14 protein-coding genes are annotated in these 21,047 nt (G+C 70.9%); 1 reads left to right on the top strand and 13 read right to left on the bottom strand.

Annotated features, from left to right (window positions below; genetic code table 11):
- Positions 1-3: 3 nt before the first annotated feature.
- The 7 genes from pglX to pglW form a co-directional block, all read right to left on the bottom strand.
- A complete protein-coding gene (gene pglX, locus KIF24_RS07175) occupies positions 4-3,507 on the bottom strand; it encodes a BREX-2 system adenine-specific DNA-methyltransferase PglX (protein ID WP_221083367.1) in 3,504 nt (1,167 codons plus the stop codon).
- Between the two features lie 34 nt (positions 3,508-3,541).
- On the bottom strand, positions 3,542-5,263 hold the full coding sequence (locus KIF24_RS07170; protein WP_221083366.1) for a DUF262 domain-containing protein: 1,722 nt from the start codon (positions 5,261-5,263) through the stop codon (positions 3,542-3,544).
- A gap of 12 nt (positions 5,264-5,275) precedes the next feature.
- Positions 5,276-6,115, bottom strand: a complete 840-nt coding sequence (locus tag KIF24_RS07165) for a hypothetical protein (protein WP_221083365.1) — start codon at positions 6,113-6,115, stop codon at positions 5,276-5,278.
- On the bottom strand, positions 6,105-7,358 hold the full coding sequence (locus KIF24_RS07160; RefSeq protein ID WP_221083364.1) for a DUF3696 domain-containing protein: 1,254 nt from the start codon (positions 7,356-7,358) through the stop codon (positions 6,105-6,107). The genes KIF24_RS07165 and KIF24_RS07160 overlap by 11 nt, the downstream gene beginning before the upstream one ends.
- Positions 7,359-7,463: 105 nt before the next feature.
- Complete coding sequence (locus KIF24_RS34340) at positions 7,464-10,730, bottom strand: DEAD/DEAH box helicase (RefSeq protein WP_221083363.1); 3,267 nt, start codon at positions 10,728-10,730, stop codon at positions 7,464-7,466.
- Between the two features lie 115 nt (positions 10,731-10,845).
- Positions 10,846-12,528 carry a hypothetical protein gene (locus KIF24_RS32305; RefSeq protein WP_230415346.1) on the bottom strand — a complete coding sequence of 561 codons (1,683 nt, stop codon included), beginning with the start codon at positions 12,526-12,528 and terminating at the stop codon, positions 10,846-10,848.
- A gap of 74 nt (positions 12,529-12,602) precedes the next feature.
- Positions 12,603-14,999: a BREX system serine/threonine kinase PglW gene (gene pglW / locus KIF24_RS32300; RefSeq protein WP_230415344.1), complete on the bottom strand. Its 2,397-nt coding sequence runs from the start codon at positions 14,997-14,999 to the stop codon at positions 12,603-12,605.
- Positions 15,000-15,192: 193 nt separating this feature from the next.
- On the opposite strand from pglW, the gene KIF24_RS07145 reads away from it, so the two are divergent.
- Positions 15,193-16,332, top strand: a complete 1,140-nt coding sequence (locus KIF24_RS07145) for a site-2 protease family protein (RefSeq protein ID WP_221083362.1) — start codon at positions 15,193-15,195, stop codon at positions 16,330-16,332.
- Positions 16,333-16,355: 23 nt separating this feature from the next.
- On the opposite strand, the gene KIF24_RS07140 is transcribed toward KIF24_RS07145, so the two are convergent.
- From KIF24_RS07140 to KIF24_RS07115, 6 genes are all read right to left on the bottom strand, one after another.
- The gene (locus KIF24_RS07140; protein WP_221083361.1) at positions 16,356-17,591 is read right to left on the bottom strand and encodes an FAD-binding protein; all 1,236 of its coding nucleotides are present in this window, start codon (positions 17,589-17,591) and stop codon (positions 16,356-16,358) included.
- Between the two features lie 67 nt (positions 17,592-17,658).
- Positions 17,659-17,973, bottom strand: coding sequence for a hypothetical protein (locus KIF24_RS07135; RefSeq protein WP_221083360.1), 315 nt, complete (start codon positions 17,971-17,973; stop codon positions 17,659-17,661).
- Between the two features lie 16 nt (positions 17,974-17,989).
- Positions 17,990-18,919 (bottom strand): LLM class F420-dependent oxidoreductase, encoded by a 930-nt coding sequence (locus KIF24_RS07130; RefSeq protein WP_221083359.1) that lies wholly within the window; start codon positions 18,917-18,919, stop codon positions 17,990-17,992.
- A gap of 100 nt (positions 18,920-19,019) precedes the next feature.
- The gene (locus tag KIF24_RS07125) at positions 19,020-19,715 is read right to left on the bottom strand and encodes an ABC transporter permease (RefSeq protein WP_221083358.1); all 696 of its coding nucleotides are present in this window, start codon (positions 19,713-19,715) and stop codon (positions 19,020-19,022) included.
- Positions 19,712-20,629, bottom strand: coding sequence for an ABC transporter ATP-binding protein (locus KIF24_RS07120; protein WP_221083357.1), 918 nt, complete (start codon positions 20,627-20,629; stop codon positions 19,712-19,714). The genes KIF24_RS07125 and KIF24_RS07120 overlap by 4 nt, the downstream gene beginning before the upstream one ends.
- Positions 20,626-20,985, bottom strand: coding sequence for a GntR family transcriptional regulator (locus KIF24_RS07115; protein WP_221087222.1), 360 nt, complete (start codon positions 20,983-20,985; stop codon positions 20,626-20,628). Before KIF24_RS07115 ends, KIF24_RS07120 begins: the two co-directional genes overlap by 4 nt.
- Positions 20,986-21,047: the final 62 nt, after the last annotated feature.

Here is a 21,047-nt window from a genome sequence, read left to right as displayed (position 1 = left end):
GGCTCACGGCAACTCGGGCACACCCCGCAGCAGGGTCAGGGCCGAGCGGTCGGAGCTGAGGGCGGCCAACTCGGCGTTGATGAAGTCGGTGAAGAACTCGGCGGGTGACCCGGGGAAGCCGGGTTGCTCGCCGGAGTGCCACTGGTGCAGCCACGGCTCGGTCTCGGCCAGCCCGGCGAGCAGCGGCAACAGCCGGTGCGCCGGCCACGCCTCCTGGGTCTTGCGGTCCAGATAGACGGTGGCCAGCGCCTGGGCCTGCGCCAGGTGGTCCCACCCGGCCCAGCCGAGCAGCTCACTGCCGTCGCTGTCCCGGCCCGCTCCCGGGTACGAGATGAAGCGTTCCTTCGGCACGTCCAGCTTGCCGCGCGCCCGCCAGTACGACGGCCGGACGAAGTCCGCCGAGCTGTACTTCGGCGGCACCTCGATGGTGACCTGCTCCCCCGCGTCCTCCCGGCGCTGCAACGCCCACGTCCGCTCCCACTGCGCCCGCTTGCGCAGCCCGGCCGGCTTGTAACGCTGCGCGGGGAGGTACGGCACATGCTCGTCCGCGACCAACTCGCCGAGCGCCCGCGTCAGCTCGTAGTTGTCGTGCCCGACCCACAGCTCCAGCACCGCCCGGAAATCCTGGTCACCACCGACCCGGTCGGCGAGCTGCGCCACCGACAGCGGCCCCGGCTGACCACCCCACAACTCCGGAGCCTCCAACCGATCCAGCAGCCAGTCCCGCAGCGCGACCGACTGCATCTTCTCCCATCCGTCGGTCGACCAACGCCGCTTGCACTCCGGCCGCTCGATCAACCCGATGTGCCGGTTGGACCCGATCACCGCGATCCGCCGCTCCACCAGCGACCGGTACTCCGCCGGCCAGTCGGCCTTCGGCCGGTCGATCGGCTTGGACCCGTGCCGGTTGAACCACTCGGTCTGCGCCCCGCTGGTGTGCAACACGATCTCGAAGGCCCGCTCCCCCAGCTTCAACTCCGGCGGGTCGGCGCAGGTCAGATCCTCGTCGATCAGCCCGTAGAGCCGGTAGACCTCCCAGTCCAACTCCTCCTGCACCGCGATCATCCGCGCCCGCACCGAGTGGTACTCCGCCTCAGCCTCCGCAAGCCGCTGCCGACTCGGCACCCCCGACGCGGCCACCGCCGCCGGAGTCAAGCTACCGAGCCGCTGCGCCAGCCCATCCAACTCCCGCGCCCGCCCAAGCGGGTACGCCGAAGGCAACGGAAACTCTTCAAGCTTGGTACCGGTGAACTCCCACCGATCCATCCAAGCCTCAGGCTGGATGCCCCGACCGATCCCGCTACCTGCCTTGCTCTGGCTGACCTGCTTGAGCCAGAAGCAGGCGGTCGAGCTGTTCAGCACCCCGAGCAGCCGCAGGTGATCGTCCTCCGACGCCCCCTCCGGCAACTTGATCACCGGTGCCGACTGCTTGAAGACCTTCCCACCCCGATCCAACACAAAATGGTTATGCGTAGCCACAAACGCAAACGCAATCGACAGCGGCGTCTGCAACTTCTCCCGGTAAAGCTCACCGAACTCATACCATCGCAGAGAAGGAATGTCTTCGATTAGCACACCAAACCGCTTGCGGCGTTGAAGAACCCGCCGGTTTGGCCACAGCACCTTCATGATCTGCGGAAGTTTGGCTGGCACAGCCACGTCGAGATCGCCCTCGTAGGGGAAAATCGCGGCAATATCGGCGGCAATTCTAAAGTCGCGGACGACGTCGCCGGTAACCATTGGCCTGGTGGTCTCAACACCCAGGCGTCGAGTTGCTGATTTAGTCAAGAAAAATGCATCATCCTCTGCGGTGATGGCGACGAACCCCATCATGGATGCTTGGTCACGGATTCTGGCTTCGACTTGTCCCTGAATCGCATCCATTAATCCGGGCGCGCCGCCACCACTGAGGCTCCATGGGTGAGAGGCAAGTTGAACGCGAGCGAAGTCGGCAACACTAACCCATCCGGATTCAGAATCCGGTGCATCTACCTGCGCCTTGATCGCGAGCCAGACCTTGCCTTCTGAGGGGTCGTCAGGGGTGGATGGTTCTCCGCGGACACCAAGCACGGTCCGAATCGTGCCGCTATAGCGCGAACTCACGAAACGGTTACGGCCGATCAAGAGCACGGTCGGAGTGCCGTGGCCAGGGATATAAGCACCGGAGGTGTCGATCACCTCGGCCAACTCCACGCTGTTCGCAAAGTATTCGTTGATCAGTTTCTTGCCGAACTCGCGCTTCATGAAGGCGTTGCCGGTGATCTGACCGACGTGGCCGGCACCATCTCCGTCGTGGTCGCCACGCTTGGCCAGCGCGAAGAAGCGTTCCGCGAAGGGCACGGTGAGGGCGTACTTGCCGGAGCAGGTTTCGTAGAGCCCTCGGTAGAGCTTGTTGCGGGCGCTGTCGGAGACCGTGATGTAGGGCGGGTTGCCGACCACCACTGAATACTGGTTCTCGGCCAGGTAGTCCTTGAGCAGGTCGGCGTCTTCGCTCTCGTACGCGAAGATTTCCTTGCCTTCCAGCTCGGCGAGCAGGTCGCCCTGGGCGCGGGAGCTGAATGCGCCCCAGGGGAGCAGGGAGTCGCCGGTGGCTACCCGGACGGGGAAGGCGGGGGTGCGTTCCAGGGTGGTCAGTTGGCAGGCTTTCATGGCGGCGATGAGCAGCCGGAAGCGGGCGATGGCCACCGCGAAGGGGTTGATGTCGACGCCGGTGACCTGGCCGAGTGCCCGCTCCGCCAACACCCGGGGGTCGGTGGCCGGCTCGCGGTCGCGCCACTTGTCGAACAGCCGGTGGAAGGCGCCGAGCAGGAAGTGGCCGGAGCCGCAGGTCGGGTCGATGACGCTGGTGGCGGGCAGGCCGAATTCCTTGACTGCCGGCTCGAAGGTGCGGTCGAGGATGAATTCCTCGACGAACTCGGGGGTCTGCAACAGGGCGTACGTCTTCTTGGCGTGGGCGGAGAGGTCCTGGTAGAGGTCGCCAAGGAAGCGGGTGTTCAGGTCGTCGCGGCGCAGCGTCGCGGCGGCGGCGCCGCGGCGGAAGAAGTCGCTGAGATCCTCGGCGGCGGGGCCGGAGATGGCGAAGCGCCAGACCGGGTTGTGCCGGTCGAAGATCTTGCCGGTGGCGCGCAGCTCGGCCAGGTAGCCGAAGGCTTCGCGCAGCCAGTGCCGGTCGTTGTGGCGGGGGTTGGCGATCAGGTACGCCTGCCGGCGCTGCACCGCCTGCTCGGCCGGCGCGGCCGGGTCGGCGCCGCCGATCCACAGCCCGTCGACGAGCTGGTTGTCCTCGCAGAAGCGGACGAAGACGCAGCCGAGCACCCAAGCCACCGCCGCCTGGTCGAGGATGTCCTCCAGCCAGGTCTCGAAGCTGGCACCGACCCGCTCGGCGGCCTGCGCCGCAGCCCACTCCTGGCGCAGCTCGGCGCGCAGGCCCGGCGTCTGCGCGACCTGCCCGCGCAGATCCTCCACCAGGGTCTTGACCTGCGCCTGCAACGCCTTCAGCTCGATCACCGCTAGATCCTAAGGTCTGCCGCTCATCAGGCCACTACTCCCAGTCGTCGTCGGCCATGCTCCCGGCGAGCGGCACGTCGAGGCGGCCGGAGATCGGCACGTCGAGATGGTCGGCGAAGGCCCGGATCCGTTCCGCCAGGAAGTCGGTCCGGTCGTCGACGAAGATCTGGTTGCCGTTGCCGCCCTCGCAGAGCCGCCGCCACGCCTTGATCGGGATGCCGTGGCTGTCCAGGATCTGCTCGGTGACCGAGCGGCCCACCAGGCCACTCAGCTCCGGGTTGCCGTCGAACAGGCCCGGACCTCGGGGCGGGCTGAGCCCCTTGAGCGCGGCCAGCACGCCCGTGTTCGGCGTGGTGGGGAAGATCAGCCGGTTGGCGGGGCGACTGTCCTTCGGCACGACGTGCCGGAAGATCTGGCTGTCCGCGGCCTCCAGCACCTTCACCACGTCGAACGGCTGGCCCAGCATGTCGAGCCGGCGGGGAAACTCCAGCGTCTCCCAGGCCACGTACGCCTTGGTGCGGGCGCTGTTGAGGTTGAACGACTCGGGCATCGGCCGGACGTCGCCGACGTCCGGGTCGAGGTCACCCGCGCCGCTGGCGAAGGTGCGCATCTCCGCCAGCGCCTTGCGTAGCACGGTGGAGGTCGCTCCGGCGAACGCGCTCGACCAGGAGGTCACCCAGAACCAGCGGCGCAGCCGGTCGTACTGCCGGCCGCTCGGCTCCGGGCAGACGTGGAAGAACATCGCCAGCAGCACGAGCTGGTGTGAGTACGGAAGGAACTTCGCCTGCGGCAGGTTCACGCCGGTGCGCAGGAACTGGGCGGCGAGGCGTACCGCGCGGTCGGTCTGCGGCAGGGCGTCGTGCAGGCGGTTCTGCACGTAGTCGGCGACCAGGCTCCAGCGGGGCGACATGATGTCGGTCTCCCCGGCGATGGCCAGCAACGAGCGGAACACCGCCAGCCGGGGCAGCTCACCGAAGCCGGTGTCGGCGATGGCGGTCACGATGTCGTCGATCCGGCTCGCCAGGGACGGCTGCTCCTTGCGGTAGGTCAGCGCGGAGACCATCTGGTCCGGGTCCATCCGGGTGCCGGTGCGGTTGAGCCGGGCGTACACGTTGACCGCCTGGTCGATGCTGGCCCCCTGGAGCCTGACCATGGTCAGCTTGTAGCCCTTGATCCGCTGCGCGACCGCCTCGGCCTCCCGGATCAGCGCATCCGCCTGGGCGGGATCCTTGACCGTCAGCTCCACCCGGTGGAAGTGCCGGAGGAAGTCCCGGGTGCGCATCACCGCGGCCAGTGGCAGCAGGTGCGGGGAGAACCTGCCGGAACGGTGGTGCCGGTAGCGGTCCGAGCCGAGCGGGTCGGGGCGCAGGTCGCGGTAGATCTGCCAGATCCAGTCTCCCTCGCCCTCGGCCGGGCCGTCGCGCAGCGGCCGGTTCAGCACCCCGAACAGTGTGGACACCCGCTGGTGCCCGTCGAGCAGATAGGAGACCTGGCGGCCGTCCGGTGGCGGCGGCACCGCCAGGCCGCCGATCTCGTCCAGCGAGGGCACCCGCTCGTCGGTCTGCCAGAGCAGCAGGCTGCCGATCGGGTAGCCGCGCTCGATGCTGTCGAACAGCTCCAGCATCTGGTGGGGTCGCCAGACGAAGGGCCGCTGGAACGCCGGCACCCGGATCTCACCCCGACCGATGCCGCCCAGCAGATCATCGACGAGCGCGATGGTCGGGTCGGGCCGGATCTCGGCCTGGTCGGTGCGCATGGCCCCAGTCTCCTACAGGATCCGGTGGATCATCGCGAGCAACCTGCGCAGCTCCGCCACGACCTCCGGCCCCAACTCGGCGAAGTCCTCCTCCGTCAGGCAGGTGTGCTCGGCGATCAGCGGCCGAGGCATGGCGCCGAAGTGCTCCTTGACGTCGAGATAGCGCCGCTCCTCGGCGCTTTTGCCGCGCAGGGCGTCCACCTTGGGCATCCGCGTCGGCAGGCTCTCCTCCCACGCCCGGCAGGGTATGTAGTTCTCCATCTCCCGGCAGCCCCACAGGTGCAGCTCGACACCATCGATGGCCCGGATCTTCGCGGCGTAGGTGTCGTTACGAGTCCGGTGCCCGGCATATTTGCGGTCGCTGTCCATCAGCGCCGCCAGCCGTACCAGGATGGCGAACTGCCGACGGCGACGCTCGACGAACAGTGGCATCCGGTCCTTGCCGCCCGCGTGCCCGACGGTCAGCCAATCCGCACGGATGGCCTGCACGATGCGCTTCTCGTTGAACGCCTCGGCGAGCGCGAGCAGGAAACACTCCTCGGAGATCTCGTCCTCGACCACCAGCACCGCCGGCCGGCTCAGATCCGCCACCAGATCCTTCAGCTCGGCGGCGGTGATCGGTGCCCGCCGCCCCTGTGGAGCGGACACCGTGCTCGTGGCTCTGATGAAGGCTTCCTCGACGAACACCTTGACCCCGTCGAACGGCAGGGTGTCGGCGAAGCGGGCGGCACTGTCGGCGGTGGTCTTGTCCGGTCGCCACTCGTGCCGCTCGTGCATGAGCAGTTCGAGTAGCTTGACCACGGCAATCTTGTCGCCCTGGATGAACACCTCGGGCTTGATATCAAGATCCATAGCCGCTCCGGCTCATCTGCGCGGTCGCCAACGCCCGTGCCTCCTCGTAGTCCTGGGAGAAGTACCCGTCCGGCCAGCCGACACCGAGATTGCCCAGCTCGTCGATTGACACCCGCTGCACGGTCGACACACCGTCCTTCTGCTCCACCACGTAGACCGCCACGGTGTCGGGCTGACATGCGCCTTCCGCGATGCGGCGTCGCAGCCGCAACAACAAGGTTTCGCTGTGGGTTTCGATCAGAAATCGGGTGCCGGTCTCGCGTGCGGTGTCGAGATAGAGATCCGCCAGCGCGGCATGGGCTCCGGGATGCAGGTGCATCTCCGGTTCCTCGACGATCTGCAACGGCTTGACGGTGCCGCCACGCAGTTCGTCGAGAGCGCACTGCACCAGGATCGGCAGCACCTGCGCCAGGCCAGTGCCGGCGTCGGCGAGATTCACCCGCACCTGGCTGCCCCGACGGGTGAGCACCGTCGACCACAGTGGGCCGGCCGGGATCTCCTCGATCCGCCAGTCGGGCACGATGTGGGCGAGCAGCACGTTGACCCGCTCGATCAGCTCTCCGCTGCGCCGGGCCCGGTCGTCGGCGAGGATGCCGTACACCCCCTGGCCCTGCTCCCCCACCTCGCGTGCCGTCCCGAACGGCAGCCGGTGCTGTCGCTCCGGACGGTCGCGGTAGGCACTGAGGAAACGGATCGGCCCCAGGGACGGCAGCCATGGGCGCTTTCCCGGCCAGTAGCGCTGAAACTCGAAATAGTGTGGCAGCAGTCCCGCGAAGGTGACCGGCTTGGTGGTCGAGTCCTGGCCACGCTGGATGTCGTAGATCAGTCCCTTGGCGGTCACCTCGATGGTCGGCTGCAACCGGTACTCGACGGACTCACCCTCGGCCGTGACGCGAAGACCGGAGACGTACGCCGAGCGGTCCTCGTCGACGTAGCGGATGCTCGCCTCCATCGCGAAGGCACCCCGACCCTCGACCTCCACGCCCAGCGTGAAGCGGCCGTGGGTGCTCTGCTCGAAGATCAGGTCGGGGAAACCGTCCACCGGCAACGGATGCAGCCGGTCCAGGTCGAGCGGTGCGGTGCTGGTGGTGTCGAAGCCGGTGGCGATGACCAGTGGGGCGCGGGTCAGCACGCTCTTGCCGGAGTTGTTCTTGCCGAGCACCACGGTCACCGGGGCCAGCTCGATCTCCTGCCGGTCCCGGAAGCAGCGGTAATTCTCCAACACGATCCTGCGCAGCGGCATTCCTAGATTCCTACCACAATCCGTGACGGCTCCGGTGCCCTGCGGTTGGCCACGCCGGACGGACCGATCGTCGCCGGCCACTCCTTGCTGGAGCGGAGTCTGCGCCTACTCCAGCAGGCTCCGGATGTCGCCGGCGGTGAGCTGGGCGGAGGCGAACTCGCCGCCGTCGAGGACGCTGTCGAACAGCTCCGCCTTGCGCGCCTTGAGGGCCATCACCTTCTCCTCGATGGTGTCCTTGGCAACCAGCCGGTACACCATGACGTTGCGGGTCTGGCCGATGCGGTGCACCCGGTCGACGGCCTGGTTCTCGGCGGCCGGGTTCCACCACGGGTCGAGCAGCAGGCAGTAGTCGGCCTCGGTGAGGTTGAGGCCGAACCCGCCGGCCTTGAGGCTGATCAGGAAGACCGGGTTGGTGCCACGCTTGAACTCGTCGATCACGGCGGCCCGGTCGCGGGTGGTGCCGTCCAGATAGCTGCATCCGATGCCGGCCGCGGTCAGGCGTTGCCGGGCCTGGCCCAGGAACCGGGTGAACTGGCTGAACACCAGGCTGCGGTGGCCCTCGGCGACCAGGTCGGCGACCCGCTCGGTGAGCACGTCCAGCTTGGTCGACGGCACGGCGTGCTGCGCCGAATCGACCAGCGTGACGTCGAGGCTCGCCTGCCGCAGCAGGGTCAGCGACCGGAAGATCTCGAACCGGTTCTTCTCCAGGTCACCGAGCAGGCCGAGCACCTTCTGCCGCTCCCGTTGCAGGTATGCCTGGTAGACCCGCCGATGCTTGCGGTCCAACTCGATCTCAAGGATCTGCTCCTGCTTGGGTGGCAGGTCGGCGGCCACGTCCGCCTTGCGGCGGCGCAGCATCAGCGGCCGGATCCGGCGGCGCAGCTGCGCGAGCCGTTCCGTGTCGCGGTCCTTCTCGATCGGCTTGCGGTAGTACTCGGTGAACCGGTCGGCACGCGGCAGCAGCCCGGGTGCCGTGATCGAGCACAGCGCCCACAGTTCGCCGAGGTTGTTCTCCATCGGGGTGCCGGTGATCGCCAGCTTGAACGGCGCCGGCAGCAGCTTCGCGCACCGGTGTGCCTGGGACTGGGAGTTCTTGACGAACTGCGCCTCGTCCAGGATCAGGCCGGCCCAGTCGTGCGCGCGGTAGTCGTCGTACTCCAGCCGGAACAGGGTGTACGAGGTGACGACGACCTCGGCCCCGCCCACCGCATCGGCCAGCCCGGCACCGCGCCGCGCCGCCGTCTGGGTGATGGTCCGGACATCCAGTTCGGGGGTGAAGCGGGCGGCCTCCCGCGCCCAGTTGTCCACGACGCTGGCCGGGCACACCACCAGGAACGGTCGGTCGGCGCGGGCGTGGCAGATCAACGCCAACGTCTGCAACGTCTTGCCGAGCCCCATGTCGTCGGCGAGGACGCCGCCGAGGCCGTGGCCGTGCAGGGTCGCGAGCCACCGGAAGCCATCCTGCTGGTACGGGCGCAGCTGCGCCCGTACCTCCGGTGGGACCGGCTGGTCGGCGGCCGGGTCCGCCTCGCTGAGCGCGCGCACCGACCGTTGCCAGCCGGCGGCCTGGCCGGTGATCTCACCCAGGTCTGCCAGCTCGTCCCAGAGCCCGGCCTGGAACCGGCCGACCCGCAGCGTCCCGGGCGGGGCGTCGGCGAGCGCCCGTGACTCGGCGATCAGCTCCCGGAGCTGGCCGAACTCGGGGCGGTCCAGGGCGAAGTAGCTGCCGCTGGGCAGGATGAGGTACTGCTGGTCCTGCGCGAGCGCGGCGAACAGCTCGGCGAAGCCGACCGCCTCGCCGCCGACGCTGACCTGCACCGACAGGTCGAACCAGTCGTGCTCACCGGCATCGCCGCCCGCGAACGTGATCGTCGGCGCCTCGTACGTCTCCTGGTAGTCGGGCAGCTCCCCGCCCGACGGGGTGACCACCTCGACGTCATCCATCTCGGCGAGCCGCGGCACCACGTCGCCGAGCAGGCGGACCAGGGCGTCACCGCCGACGGTGGCCGACTCGGCCAGCGAAGGCCCGACCGGTGACGGCTCCAGCAGCTCCGGTACGGGTTTGGCGACCAGTTCGACGACCCGGCGGAGCACCTCCGCCCGCCGGTCGTCGACCCCGTTGGGCAGCGCTCGCAGCGGTTCGGGGTGGCGCCGGCCACCAACGGGGCGATGCCACTCCCAGCGCAGCGCGAGGCGCTGACCGGGCTCGGGCGTCATCGTCACCACCAACGTGACCGGGCCGACCGCCGGCAGGCGGACCGCCGGATCGGCCGCGTGCACCTGCACCTGCCGCAGCAGCTCCGGATAGAACTGGTCGAAGAAGCGCTCCTCGTCCGCTGCCGGGATCCGGATCGCCGGGCCGGACAACGCCCGCAGGATCGGCGGCGACATCGTCCCGGCCAGCGGCGCCAGCCACAGTGCCGGCTTGGCCGGCCGGGCCTCGCCCGCGGCTGGATCCCGCAACCAGGCGATGCCGTGCGCCGGGTCGCCGATCAGGGCCAGCTGCGCCGCCCGGATCAGGGTGCCGTCGGCCGCCAGTGCGGGCTCCAGCAGCAACTCCCCGTCGGCCCGGTCGACCCGGACCGACAGCCGGGCCGGGTTGCGGCCGACCACGACCGGAGCCACGTGCTTGCCGGTCTGCACGAACGGCAGACCGGCCTCGTCGGCCTCGGCCAGCAGGTCCCAGATCCGGCGGGTCTCGAACTCGTCCAGGAAGACGTTCTGCCGCTGGCCGCCGTAGTAGTAGCCGTACGGGTCGTGGCCCGCGGTGGCCAACCGCACGATCTCGCCGAGCAGCCGGCGCTGCCGCTCGATCTGCTTGGACCTGCCGACGTTGGCGTAGCTCAAGCTGGACCAGCTGATCCCGGTCCGGACCCAACCGGTGCGGCCCGGCACCACCGGGCGCAGGGCGACGCGGAAACCGTCGGTGCCCGGTGTGGCCGGCACGACGTCGAACTGCAACCCGAGACCCGCCTGCTCGGGCGCGGCGGCCGGCCGTGGCACGGTGACGTCGCGGACCAGCTTGCTGAGGGCCTTCTCCCAGCCCATCGTGCGGGGTGCCGGGCGCGGCGCGGGTGCCGCGGTCGTCGGCAGCGTCGCCAGGACCAGTGCCGTCGGGTGGGCGCAGCCGGCCTGCCCGCAGCTGCACGAGCCGTCCGCCGTCGCGATGGCTCCGTCGACGGTCGTCGTCGCGGCGACCACCAGGCCCGGATCGCTGCCGGCGAGCCGGGCACGCCCACGGCCGGCCGTCGCGTCCCACTGCACGTCGACCAGTTCCCCGTCGTCGAGGTGCCGGCGGGCTCGCAGGAAAACCCGGGGACCGACGAGGTCGTAGAGTGCCGCCTCGGCCGGCGTCAGCGCGAGCTTCGCCACGTCCGTTCCTCCCGCCGACTCGACGTCCGGTCCGCGGGACACAGTAGCCGCTCACGATCCGCTCGCGCCGCACCGGCTGTCCCACCGGCACCACACGTGCCGGAACGCCCATTGATCAACCGACCCGCGGGCGGGCGTCGTCGGCCGCGGCGATCCAGTCCTGCGCCAGGTAGAGCGTCTGGCTGGTCGGGGAGGTCAGCGGGAGTTGCACGCCGTCGAGCGTCGCCGACTCGGCGCGCCGGGTCGGCAGCAGCAGCAGCCGGGCCGCCGGTCGGGGCCGGGTCGGATCGGCCAGCTCCTGGAACAGCCCGAGCTGCCCGTACCGGGCCAGCGGCGCTGCCTCGGTGATCAGCACCGGACCGTCTGCGGCGGTGATCGCGGCGCGTAGTGCCGGCATCACCTGGTGCCGGACCAGATCGACCAGGCTGCGGAAGTCCGCGTCCTGCGGTGAACCGTTGTCGGCCGCCACGATCGCCTCCCACGGAAAGCCCAACGACCGCAGCCGTTCCAGCAGGATCGCCGTGACGTCCACCTCGACCAACGACAGCCTGGTCAGCAGGGCCTGCCGGGCGGGGCCGAGCCGGCGCCAGGGTGCCAGCACCGCCAGGAAGGCGTGCCGTTTCATCGCCGCGGCGAGCCGGTCGCCCACCTCGTCGACAGCGGTGAGCGTGAGCAACGGGGCATGGCCGGTCACGGTACGGGTGCCGGTGACCGATGTCGGCACACTCACCGGACCGTAGACCCGATCCTGTGCATGCCAGGTCAGCGGCACCTCCGCCGCGGCCAGCAGGTTGGTGAGCGTCGGGCGGCCAGGGAGCTGCTCGGCACGCGGGAAGCGGCTCTGCACCCGGTCACGGAGCTGCCGATCGCTGAGCCGCTGGCCGACGAGGGTGCCCGTGGACAGCCGTAGCGCCGCCTCCGCCGGCATGCCGACCGGGTAGAGCTGCCCCTGCGCGTTGACGTCCACCCGGTCGTTGCTGCCGATCGCCGCCAGTTGCAGCAACCGCGGGTCGGTCGCCGACGGCATGCCCGCCGGTACGGGCAGCCGGCGCAGTTCCTCGACGGCCCGTTGCCGGGTCGGCAGCGGTTCGCCGGCCCGGTGGCGCCGGTCAGGCGGCTCGTCAGCGCCGGTCAGCTCAGCCGCCCGGTTGCCCAGTGTCACCACGTACTCAAGAAAGTCGGCGGCGGTGACGTCGGACGCCGGATCGTCGGGCTCCCGGCCGACCAGGACGAGCCCGGTCGCCCGCAGGCGCGCAATCGCCACCCGGGCGTCACCGCCCATGCTCAGCTCGGCCTCGACGGCCGCGCGGACCAGGCCGATCGCCTGCGGAAACCGCTTCGGGCCGGCGGTGTAGGAGCCGCGCGCGGCCATCAACGCCTGGGCCAGTTCCTCGGCGGACATCACCCCGCCACGGAGGTCGAGCAACGCGACCAGCTCGTTGCGGACCGCCGTCAGCGCCGGCTCTGCCAGCCACACCTTCGCCTGTGCGGCCAGCATCCTGGAGATCTGCGGCTGGCCGCGCCCGATGGTCCGGGCCACCTCGGTCTGTGCCGGCCAGGGCAGGAACGTCCCCTCGTCGGTCGGTGCCTGTCCCAGCAGCACGGCCAGCGAACGATGGTTGCGCGACGTGGGTCCGGGCAGCAGGGTGGCGCAGAGCGCCTCCACCCCCTGCGCCAGCGGCCGGTCCTCGGTGGTGGCGGGCTCGGTGCCGGCCGGCACCACCGGGCGCAGTGCTCGCGCCTTGGCGAGGATTTCCTTGCGGGTGGCGTCGGGCACCCCCCTGGCCCGGGTCAGCACCGACGGTTCCGCGTCCAGCAGATCCCCGACGGTGACCAGGCCGAGCCGCTCCAGCGCCGACCGGGCACGGTCGGTCAGCTCCGCGGCGGCCAGCGGTGACTCCGGGGCAGCCCCGGCGCGGCCGGGCCGCCCGGTGCCGCCTTCGGGATCTGTTTGAAGATGGCCCGCCAGGCGTCGGTCATCTCGTCGACGGTGTCGAAGCGAGCCGCGGCGTCGCGGGCCAGCGCCCGACGGAAGAACTCCACCAGCCGGTCCGCCGCGGCGGCGTCGAACGCCGCGGCTTCCAGGGCCACCTCGTCGCGGATCGTGACCGGGTTGGCGTTGTCGCCCCACCGGGGCAGCGTGCCCGTCGCCATCTCGTAGAGCACCACGGCTGCGGCGAAGCGTTCCGCCGCCGCGTCGTAGCGCAGCCGCCGCGGCGGGCCCAGGAACGGATCCAGGTAGCCGACCGTACCCGCGTTGATCCGATCGGCGGGCGTGGCGGCCAGCGAGAAGTCGAAGACGCACAGGTGCGGCTGCTTGTCCTTCGGCCGGGGTCGGGCGGCCAGGTTCGCCGGTTTCAGGTCACGGTGCCAGACACCCTGGCCGTCGAGGTAGTTGACGATGTCGAGCAGGTCCCGTCCGTACCGCTCCAGCAGGTCCAGCGCGAGCCGGCCGCCACGCAGCTCCTCGGCGAGGGTCTGCCGCCCGGCGCTCTCCAGCAGCAGGGCGGTCCGGCCACCGACCCGCACCGGGCCGTCGACCAACGCGGCCACCTGGGGGTGTTTCAAACCCGCGAGGGTACCCGCCTCCGCGGTCAGCCGTTCCTCGTGCTGCTCGTCGCGGGCGACCTTCAGCACCAGGTCGTCGGAGTCCTCCGGGCGACGCACCAGCAGGGCCACGGCGGTGGCGCCGGCGCCGAGCCGGTCCTTGACCTCCAGGCCACCGTCCAGGATGTCGCCCCGATGCGCCGAGAGCGGATCGGTCACCGGCTCGGGCTCCGGGGCGGTCAGCTCCTCCCACACCTTCTCCAGGCCGTCGCGGATCGCCGCGACGCTGCGCAGCCGCTGCGCCGGGTCGCCGCGGGTCGCGTCGTAGACCAGCGTCACCAGCGAGTGCGGCATTCCGTCGACGACGGCGTCCAGATGCAGGCCGCTGTCCCGGACCGCGCCGACCAGTTCCTCCGGGCTCGCCGCCGGTGCCGTGCCGGCGAGGATCCGGTACGCCGTCGCACCGACCGAGAACACGTCCAGCTGGTGCCCGGGCAGCCTGGCGGCATTCTCCGCCTCCGGTGCCTGGTAGCAGCGGACCTCGTCGTCGAAGAACATCTCCAGGCTGGCCGGGTCGCTCGACGGCCCGAGCCGGGTCAATTCGGTCGTGCCCTTCAACCGGCCACCGGTCTGCCAGTCGGTCACCACCAACGTGGGGCGTGGACCATCCGCGCCGCCGACGTAGATCGCCCGGGGTGAGAGAGCCCGGTGGGCCAGCCGGCGGGAGTGCGCGTAGTCGATGATCTCGGCCAGGTCCTGCACCAGTTGCAGCCGCTGGGCGAGCGTCAAGGAGTTCCCGCGTTGCAGCAGCCACTGGTCGAAGCGCACCCAGTCCTGCTGGTGTTCGAAGACGACCGCCGGCCCCCAGGCATGCTCGACCAGGTCATGGGCCCGCGCCACCCCGGGGTGGTGGATGCCCTGGAGCAGGCGGAACTCCCGCTCGGCCGCCTTACGGATCGCCGGCACCTCGTGCTCGGCGGCCCGGCTGGTCAGGTAGAAGCGGACCCGCCGCACCAGCGAGGTGTTCATGACGTGCCCGCCGAGGAAGTCCTGCCAGCCGAGCCCCTCGGCGAACGGCTTCGGATGCAGCAGCAGCTGACCGACCTTTCGGTCCGCCACCGACGGCCGGATCTTGGCGCCCCGGACCAGCTCGACGATCTGCCGGCCACGGAGCCCGTCGACCCGGTGCGCCGGGTTGCGCGGCGGCGCAAGCAGGAGCTGCTTGAGCCCGGGCACCCCGCGGTCGTGCCCTTCGAGTCCGTAGACGTGCTGCCTGCCGATGGCGTCCAGACCTCGGGCGCTCATGTTCGGTGCGTGCAGGAACACGGCCGCGCCGATGTAGGGCGCCTGGGACTCGCGGCCCTGTTGCCGAGCGTAGTAGCGGATCAGGCTGGCCAGCCGCTTGGCCTTGCGGTTCGCCAGGATGTACGGGTTGTCCTCCGGGGTGAGCCGGTGGTTGCCGACCCGCCGCACCCACTGCGTACCGTCACCGCGGATGTCACCCTGCCAGTGCTTGAGTTCCAGCACGCAGAGGCCGCTGGGGGTGAGCACCAGGGCGTCGACCTCGTTGATCGAGCCGTCGGTACCCACGAACTCGACGTTCGCCCAGACGTGGTACGGATCGGCATCCGGCAGGTAGCTGGCCAGCTCGCGCAGCCCGTCCTGCTCGTGGACGTGGGAACTGGCGTTGATCTGCTCCCAGCGCGGCGAATCCTCACGCATGCGCCGACTCCTCCACCCTGGCCGGCAACGGCCCGGCTCAGCCTCCGCACCTTACCCGTCCGCGGCGAGAGCGGCGGGGAGCCGGACCGGACGGAGGGCCTGTTTCGGCCGGGACGACGAAAACGGTCAGGCGGGCCGATCAGGTGACCTTCGCCTCTGGCATGGGATCACGCTGCGGGGGTATGACCGGAACATGAGGGCGAGTTTCCGGCTCGGCCGGATCGTGGGCGTACCTGTCGGTGTCAACTGGAGTGTCCTGGTCATCTTCGCGCTGATCTGGTGGGGGCTGTCGGCCAACCTGTTTCCCCAGTCGTACCCGGATCGGCCGGTGGTCGCGTACCTGCTGGCGGGTCTGGCGGCGGCGGTGGTCTTCTTCCTGGGCCTGCTCGCCCACGAGGTGTCCCACGCGGTGGTGGCGCGACGCAACGGGCTGGGCGTCGAGGGAATCACGCTGTGGCTCTTCGGCGGGGTCGCCGAGCTGCGCGGTGAGGCCCGCAGCCCGGGTGCGGAGCTGCGCATCGCCGGGGTCGGGCCGCTGGTCAGCCTGATCATCGGTGCCTTCTTCGGGGCGATCGCGACGGTGCTCGCCCTCGCCGGGGTGCAGGGGCTGCTGCTCGGCGTGTTGGCCTGGTTGGGCGGCATCAACCTGCTGCTGGCGCTGTTCAACATCCTGCCGGCGGCACCGCTGGACGGCGGGCGGCTGCTGCGCGCGGCGGTGTGGAAGGCCACCGGGGACCGCACCCGCGCCTCGGTGGTGGCGGCCCGCGCCGGCTGGATCCTCGGCGTGGTGCTGATCGGGTTCGGGCTGTGGCGGTTCCTCACCGGTGCCGGCGTCGGCGGGCTGTGGCTGGCGTTGATCGGCTGGTTCCTGATCGGCGCGGCCAGCATGGAGGAGCGCCAGGCCAGGATGGGCAGTGCGCTGCGCGGAATCCGGGTCGCCGACGTGATGACCCCACAGCCGCAGACCGCCTCGGGCGAGATGACGGTGGCCGACTTCGTGGACAACTACCTCTTCGCCTACCGGCACACGGCGCTGCCGCTGACCGAGGACGGCCGGCCCGTGGGCCTGGTCACCCTCGACCGGGTACGCGGCGTGCCGTCCGACGCACGGGGCAGCACCACCCTGGAGGCGGTGGCCTGCCGGGCCGACGACCTGGTGCTCGCCTCCCCCGACGAGCCGCTCACCGACCTGCTGCCCCGGCTCAGCGACTGCGCCGACGGCCGGGCGCTGGTGGTCGCCGACGGTCGCCTGGTCGGCATCGTCTCGCCCAGCGACATCAGCCGCGCCGTCCAACGCGGCAGCATGCGCGACCAGCTCACCGCCGGCCGCTGACCGGGGTCGAGGCCGAGGGCGGGTCAGCGGGGGAAGAGACGGTCCAGTTCTCCGGTGTGGAACTTCCCGGCCGGGTCCAGGCGGGCCACCAGGGCGGCGAAGTCGGGCCAGCGGGGGTAGGTGGGGGCGATCTCGGCCCGGGTGAGGGTGAAGACCTTGCCCCAGTGCGGGCGGGGGGCGAACGGAGCCAGTGCCCGCTCGACCTCGGCGACCACCGGCAGCACCGCCGCCACGTCGGCGATCCAGGTGAAGTGCACCGCGAGGCTGTCCCGGCCGTGCTGCGGGCTGAGCCAGAGGTCGTCGGCGGCGATCGTGCGCAGCTCGCTGGTCTGCGCGACCGGCGCCATCAGATGTGCCACCCGGTCCAGCGCGGCCAGCGCGTCGGCGGCCACCGCCCGGGGCAGGTGGTATTCGGACTGCAACTCGTCGCCGTTGCTGGGGGTGAAGCCGAGCCGGAAGTGCGGCAGCCGCTCGTGCCAGGGGCCGGCCACGCCGAGTTGCTCGGTGCAGTTGACCACCGGCATGCCGGGCACCGGATGCCAGGGCCGGTCGGCCGCCGTGGTGCCGAGCCAGTCCGCCGGCGGCGGGGGCTGGTCCGCGAGCTGCTTGCGCCAGACCTGGGTGCCGCGGGTGGAGCGCCAGTCGGTGAAGACGCTGACGCTGTACGCCGAGGAGAACGCCTCGCCCAGGGCCTCGCGGGGCAGGTCCAGTCGGACGTACTGGCGGACGTCGAAGGTGGGCACCACGTCCAGGGTCAGGCGGGTGACGATGCCCAGCGCGCCGAGGGAGACCACCATCCCGGGGAAGTCGGGGTCGCCGCGTGCCACGGTGAGCAGCTCGCCGTCGGCGGTGACCAGTTCCAGCCGGGCGACCGCGGTGGCCAGGTTGCCGACGGTCTCGCCGGAGCCGTGGGTGCCGGTGGCGACCGCGCCGGCCACCGAGATGTGCGGCAGCGAGGCGAGGTTGCCCAGCGCGTACCCGCGCTGGTGCAGCCAGGTCGCCAGGTCCCCGTAGCGCAGCGCGGCCGGCACGTCGACCGTCCGGCGCCGCTCGTCGAGGCGCACGGCGGCCGGCAGCCCGGCCAGGGTCACCAGGTCGCCGGTCGTGTCGCCGAGCCGGTTGAAGGAGTGCCCGCTGCCCACCGCACGGATCCGGTCGCTGCCGGCGACCAGCCCGCGCAGCTCGTCCACGGACGACGGCCGGTGGTACGCCCGGGCGGCGTACTCGACGTTGCCGGCCCAGTTACGGTGCGTCGGCACTGCGCCCCCCTTTTCCGTGTCGGCGGTTACCGCCGGTCCCGTCGGGGAACCCTACGCCGATGAGCAGCTACCGTGATCCCGCCCCTCGCGGCGACGTGTACCCCTCCGAGGAGGAGATCGACCCGGCCGGCAGCGGCGTGACACAGGCCGCCGGCCCGGCCGGCGCCGTCGCCGACTCGGCCGCCGCCACCGCGGCCTCGGCGTACGGCGGGCCGGTGACGAGCCAGCCCGGCCCGCAACCGGCGCCCGCACCCGGTCCGGCCCCGTCGCCGCCGCCCACCCCGGCCCGCCGCCGCGGGTCGAGGCCGGCGGCCGGCGGGACACGGTGCTGCGCGACGAGCCGGGCCAGCGGGTCTGATCCCGCTGCCGGTGCCGGCCGCACCTGCCGGAGCGGCACCTCAGAGCTGGCGCATCACCTCGGTGGCGACCAGGTCCAGGTGGTCCAGGTCGGCCAGGTCGAGCACCTGGAGGTAGAGCCGCTGGCTGCCGACCGCCGCGTACCGGCCGATCCGGTCGACCAGCTCGGCGGGCGTGCCGGCGAGCCCGTTGGCGCGCAGCTCGTCCGGTTCGCGGCCGATCACGGCGGCCCGCCGGGCCACCTCGGCGTCGTCCCGCCCGCAGCACAGCACCAGCGCGTTGGACCAGGTCAGCTCCGCCGGATCCCGGCCGATCGCCGTGCAGGCGGCCCGGACGCGCTCGAACTGGGCGACCGTGTCGTCCAGCGAGACGAACGGCAGGTTGAACTCGTCGGCATAGCGGGCGGCCAGCTGCGGCGTACGCCTCGCGCCCATCCCACCGATCAGGATCGGTGGGTGGGGGTGCTGCACCGGCTTGGGCAGCGCGGGTGAGTCGCTGATCTGGTAGTGGTGGCCGGTGAAGTCGAACGTCCCGCCCGACGGGGTGTGCCACAGCCCGGTGATCACCGCCAGCTGCTCGTCCAGCCGGTCGAACCGCTCCCCCAGCCCCGGGAACGGGATCCCGTACGCGCGGTGTTCGGCGTCGTACCAGCCGGTGCCGATGCCCAGCTCGACCCGGCCGCCGCTCATCTGGTCGACCTGGGCGACCGTGATCGCCAGCGGGCCGGGCAGTCGGAACGTCGCGGCGCTCATCAGCGTGCCGAGCCGGATGGAGCGGGTGTCGCGGGCCAGCCCGGCCAGGGTCGTCCACGCGTCGGTGGGGCCGGGTTCGCCGCTGCCCGACCCCATCTTCAGATAGTGGTCCGAGCGAAAGAAGGCGCCAAAGCCGGTCTCCTCGGCGCGGCGGGCCACGCCGAGCAGGTCGTCGTAGCTGGCACCCTGCTGGGGTTCGGTGAAGATCCGCAATTCCATGGGTCGAGCATAGGCAGGCCGCCGGGCGGGACTCCGGGCCGATCGGCTGGTCGGCGGCCCCCGCGGCCCTCCCGACACCCGGTCGGGAGGGGCCGCCCCGTCAGGGCGTCGCGCGCCGGATGGCGAGGTAGCTGAGCCCGGCGAGCGGCAGGGTGAGCAGCGCCGGCCAGCCCACCAGCAGGGCCGCCCCGGATTGGTCGGCGAACCAGCCGCCGATCGCCGGCCACCAGCCCCGCCAGGTGGCGAGCACGACCAGCCCGCCGATCCCGACCAGCGCGGCGGTGCTCACGGTGAGCAGGCCGTTGACGCCCCAGCGCTTGAAGACCAGGGCGATCGCAAAGCCGAGGAAGCCGAGCAGCAGGAACGGGATCGCGAAACCGAGGAACCGCAGCACCGGGTTCTCCACCCAGAGGAACGGCAGGCCGAAGAAGCGCAGGTCGATGCCCCAACCGTCGGTGGTCTCCTCGACCAGCGCCAGCAGGTAGAGCACCGCCGCGTAACTGATCGCCTGGCCGACGTACTGGAGCACGTTGCCGAGGTAGAAGCTCCGGCGGGAGATGCCCAGCCCGATCGCGAACGGGAACTCCTGGGTGATCGCGCTGATGCTGGCGATGAACATCACCACGTAGATGCTCATCAGGCCGCCGGTGGTGGGCTCGAAGTCGTCACTCTCGTTCATGGCGGTGAAGAGCCCGAAGTTCACGAAGAAGCTGAGCGCCAGGATTCCCCACGGCCAGCCGACCACACTGCGCCAGGCCACGAACTGTAGCCGGGCGACCATCAGGGCACGGTTCATCGGACAGCCTCCTTGCTGGTCGCGCCGTCGCTCGCCGGGTGCCCGGTGTGCGACGTGGTCAGGCGGACGACGATGTCCTGGAGTGAGGAGGCCTCGAGGCCGAGGCCCAGGGATCGGGCGCGGTCGTGCGCGGCCGGGCCGAAGTCGCCGCGTACGGTGGCCCGGGCCGTGCCGGCGAGCAGCACCCGGTGCAGTTCGGCACCGGTGCCGGCGAACTCGTCCACCGCCGCGACGGGGCCGGAGACGGTGACCACCTGGCCGCGCAGGACCTCCGCCTCGACGTCGAGCAGCAACCGACCCCGGTCGATCAGCAGGACATGCTCGATCAGGTCGCTCACCTCGTCGATGAGGTGGGTGGACAGCACGATCGTGCGGGGGTGTGCGGTGTAGTCGGCCAGCAGGTGGTCGTAGAAGAGTTGCCGGGCGACGGCGTCCAGGCCGAGGTAGGGCTCGTCGAAGAAGGTCAGCGGGGCCCGCGAGGCGAGCCCGACGACGATGCCGAGCGCGGAGAGCATGCCCCGGGAGAGCTTGCGGACGTTGCGCTGCCGCGGCAGTTGGAACACGTCGACCAGCCGCTGGGCGAACTCCTCGTCCCAGCCCGGGTAGGCCAGGCCGGCCGCCCGCAGGACGTGCGCCACCCGCAGGTGCGATGGATAGGTCTGGCTCTCCTTGATGAAGGAGGTCCGGGCGAGGACCGACTCGTTCTCGTACGGGTGCTGGCCGAAGACGGCGACCTGCCCGCTGGTGGCGAAGTTCTGTGCGGTGAGGATCTGCATCAGGGTGGTCTTGCCGGCGCCGTTGCGCCCGAGCAGGCCGTAGATCCGGTTCCCGGTGAGCGAGAAGCTGACCCGGTCCAGCGCGGTGACGCCCCGATAACGCTTCGTCAGGTCGGTGACGGTGACGACCGGGCTCATCGGTCTCCCTCCCAGTGGTCGATCATGTTCTTGAGTTCGGCCGGGTCGATGCCGAGCTTGCGGGCCTCGGCCAGCAGCGGCCGGACGTACTGGCGGGCGAACTCGTCGCGGCGCCGGCCGCGCAGCTTCACGCGGGCGCCGGGAGAGACGAACATGCCGATTCCTCGTTTCTTGTAGAGGGTTCCGTCGTCGACCAGCTTGCTGACCCCCTTGGCGGCGGTCGCCGGGTTGATCCGGTGGAAGGCCGCCAACTCGTTGGTCGAGGGCACCTGGCTCTCCTCGGGCAGCGTGCCGTCCAGGATCGAGTTCTCCAGCAGCTCGGCGACCTGGAGGAAGATCGGCCGACCGTCCTCCATCACGTCGACCACCCCGACTCGCCGCCCTGGTTGGCCGGTTCACTACTCATGTAACTAACCAT

The sequence above is a fragment of the Micromonospora tarapacensis genome, assembly GCF_019697375.1.
GTDB lineage: Bacteria > Actinomycetota > Actinomycetes > Mycobacteriales > Micromonosporaceae > Micromonospora > Micromonospora tarapacensis.
Note: the sequence above shows the minus strand (reverse complement) of the source record. Positions and strands in the feature narration are given on the sequence as shown.

Bases quoted from the DNA above. Each gene is read 5' to 3' on its own strand.
- KIF24_RS07120 (WP_221083357.1), bottom strand. From the start codon at position 20,629: ATGAGCCCGGTCGTCACCGTCACCGACCTGACGAAGCGTTATCGGGGC.
- KIF24_RS07125 (WP_221083358.1), bottom strand. From the start codon at position 19,715: ATGAACCGTGCCCTGATGGTCGCCCGGCTACAGTTCGTGGCCTGGCGC.
- KIF24_RS07160 (WP_221083364.1), bottom strand. From the start codon at position 7,358: ATGCCGCTGCGCAGGATCGTGTTGGAGAATTACCGCTGCTTCCGGGAC.
- KIF24_RS07130 (WP_221083359.1), bottom strand. From the start codon at position 18,919: ATGGAATTGCGGATCTTCACCGAACCCCAGCAGGGTGCCAGCTACGAC.
- KIF24_RS07115 (WP_221087222.1), bottom strand. From the start codon at position 20,985: ATGGAGGACGGTCGGCCGATCTTCCTCCAGGTCGCCGAGCTGCTGGAG.
- pglW (WP_230415344.1), bottom strand. From the start codon at position 14,999: ATGCGTGAGGATTCGCCGCGCTGGGAGCAGATCAACGCCAGTTCCCAC.
- KIF24_RS07165 (WP_221083365.1), bottom strand. From the start codon at position 6,115: ATGGATCTTGATATCAAGCCCGAGGTGTTCATCCAGGGCGACAAGATT.
- KIF24_RS07170 (WP_221083366.1), bottom strand. From the start codon at position 5,263: ATGCGCACCGACCAGGCCGAGATCCGGCCCGACCCGACCATCGCGCTC.
- KIF24_RS07145 (WP_221083362.1), top strand. From the start codon at position 15,193: ATGAGGGCGAGTTTCCGGCTCGGCCGGATCGTGGGCGTACCTGTCGGT.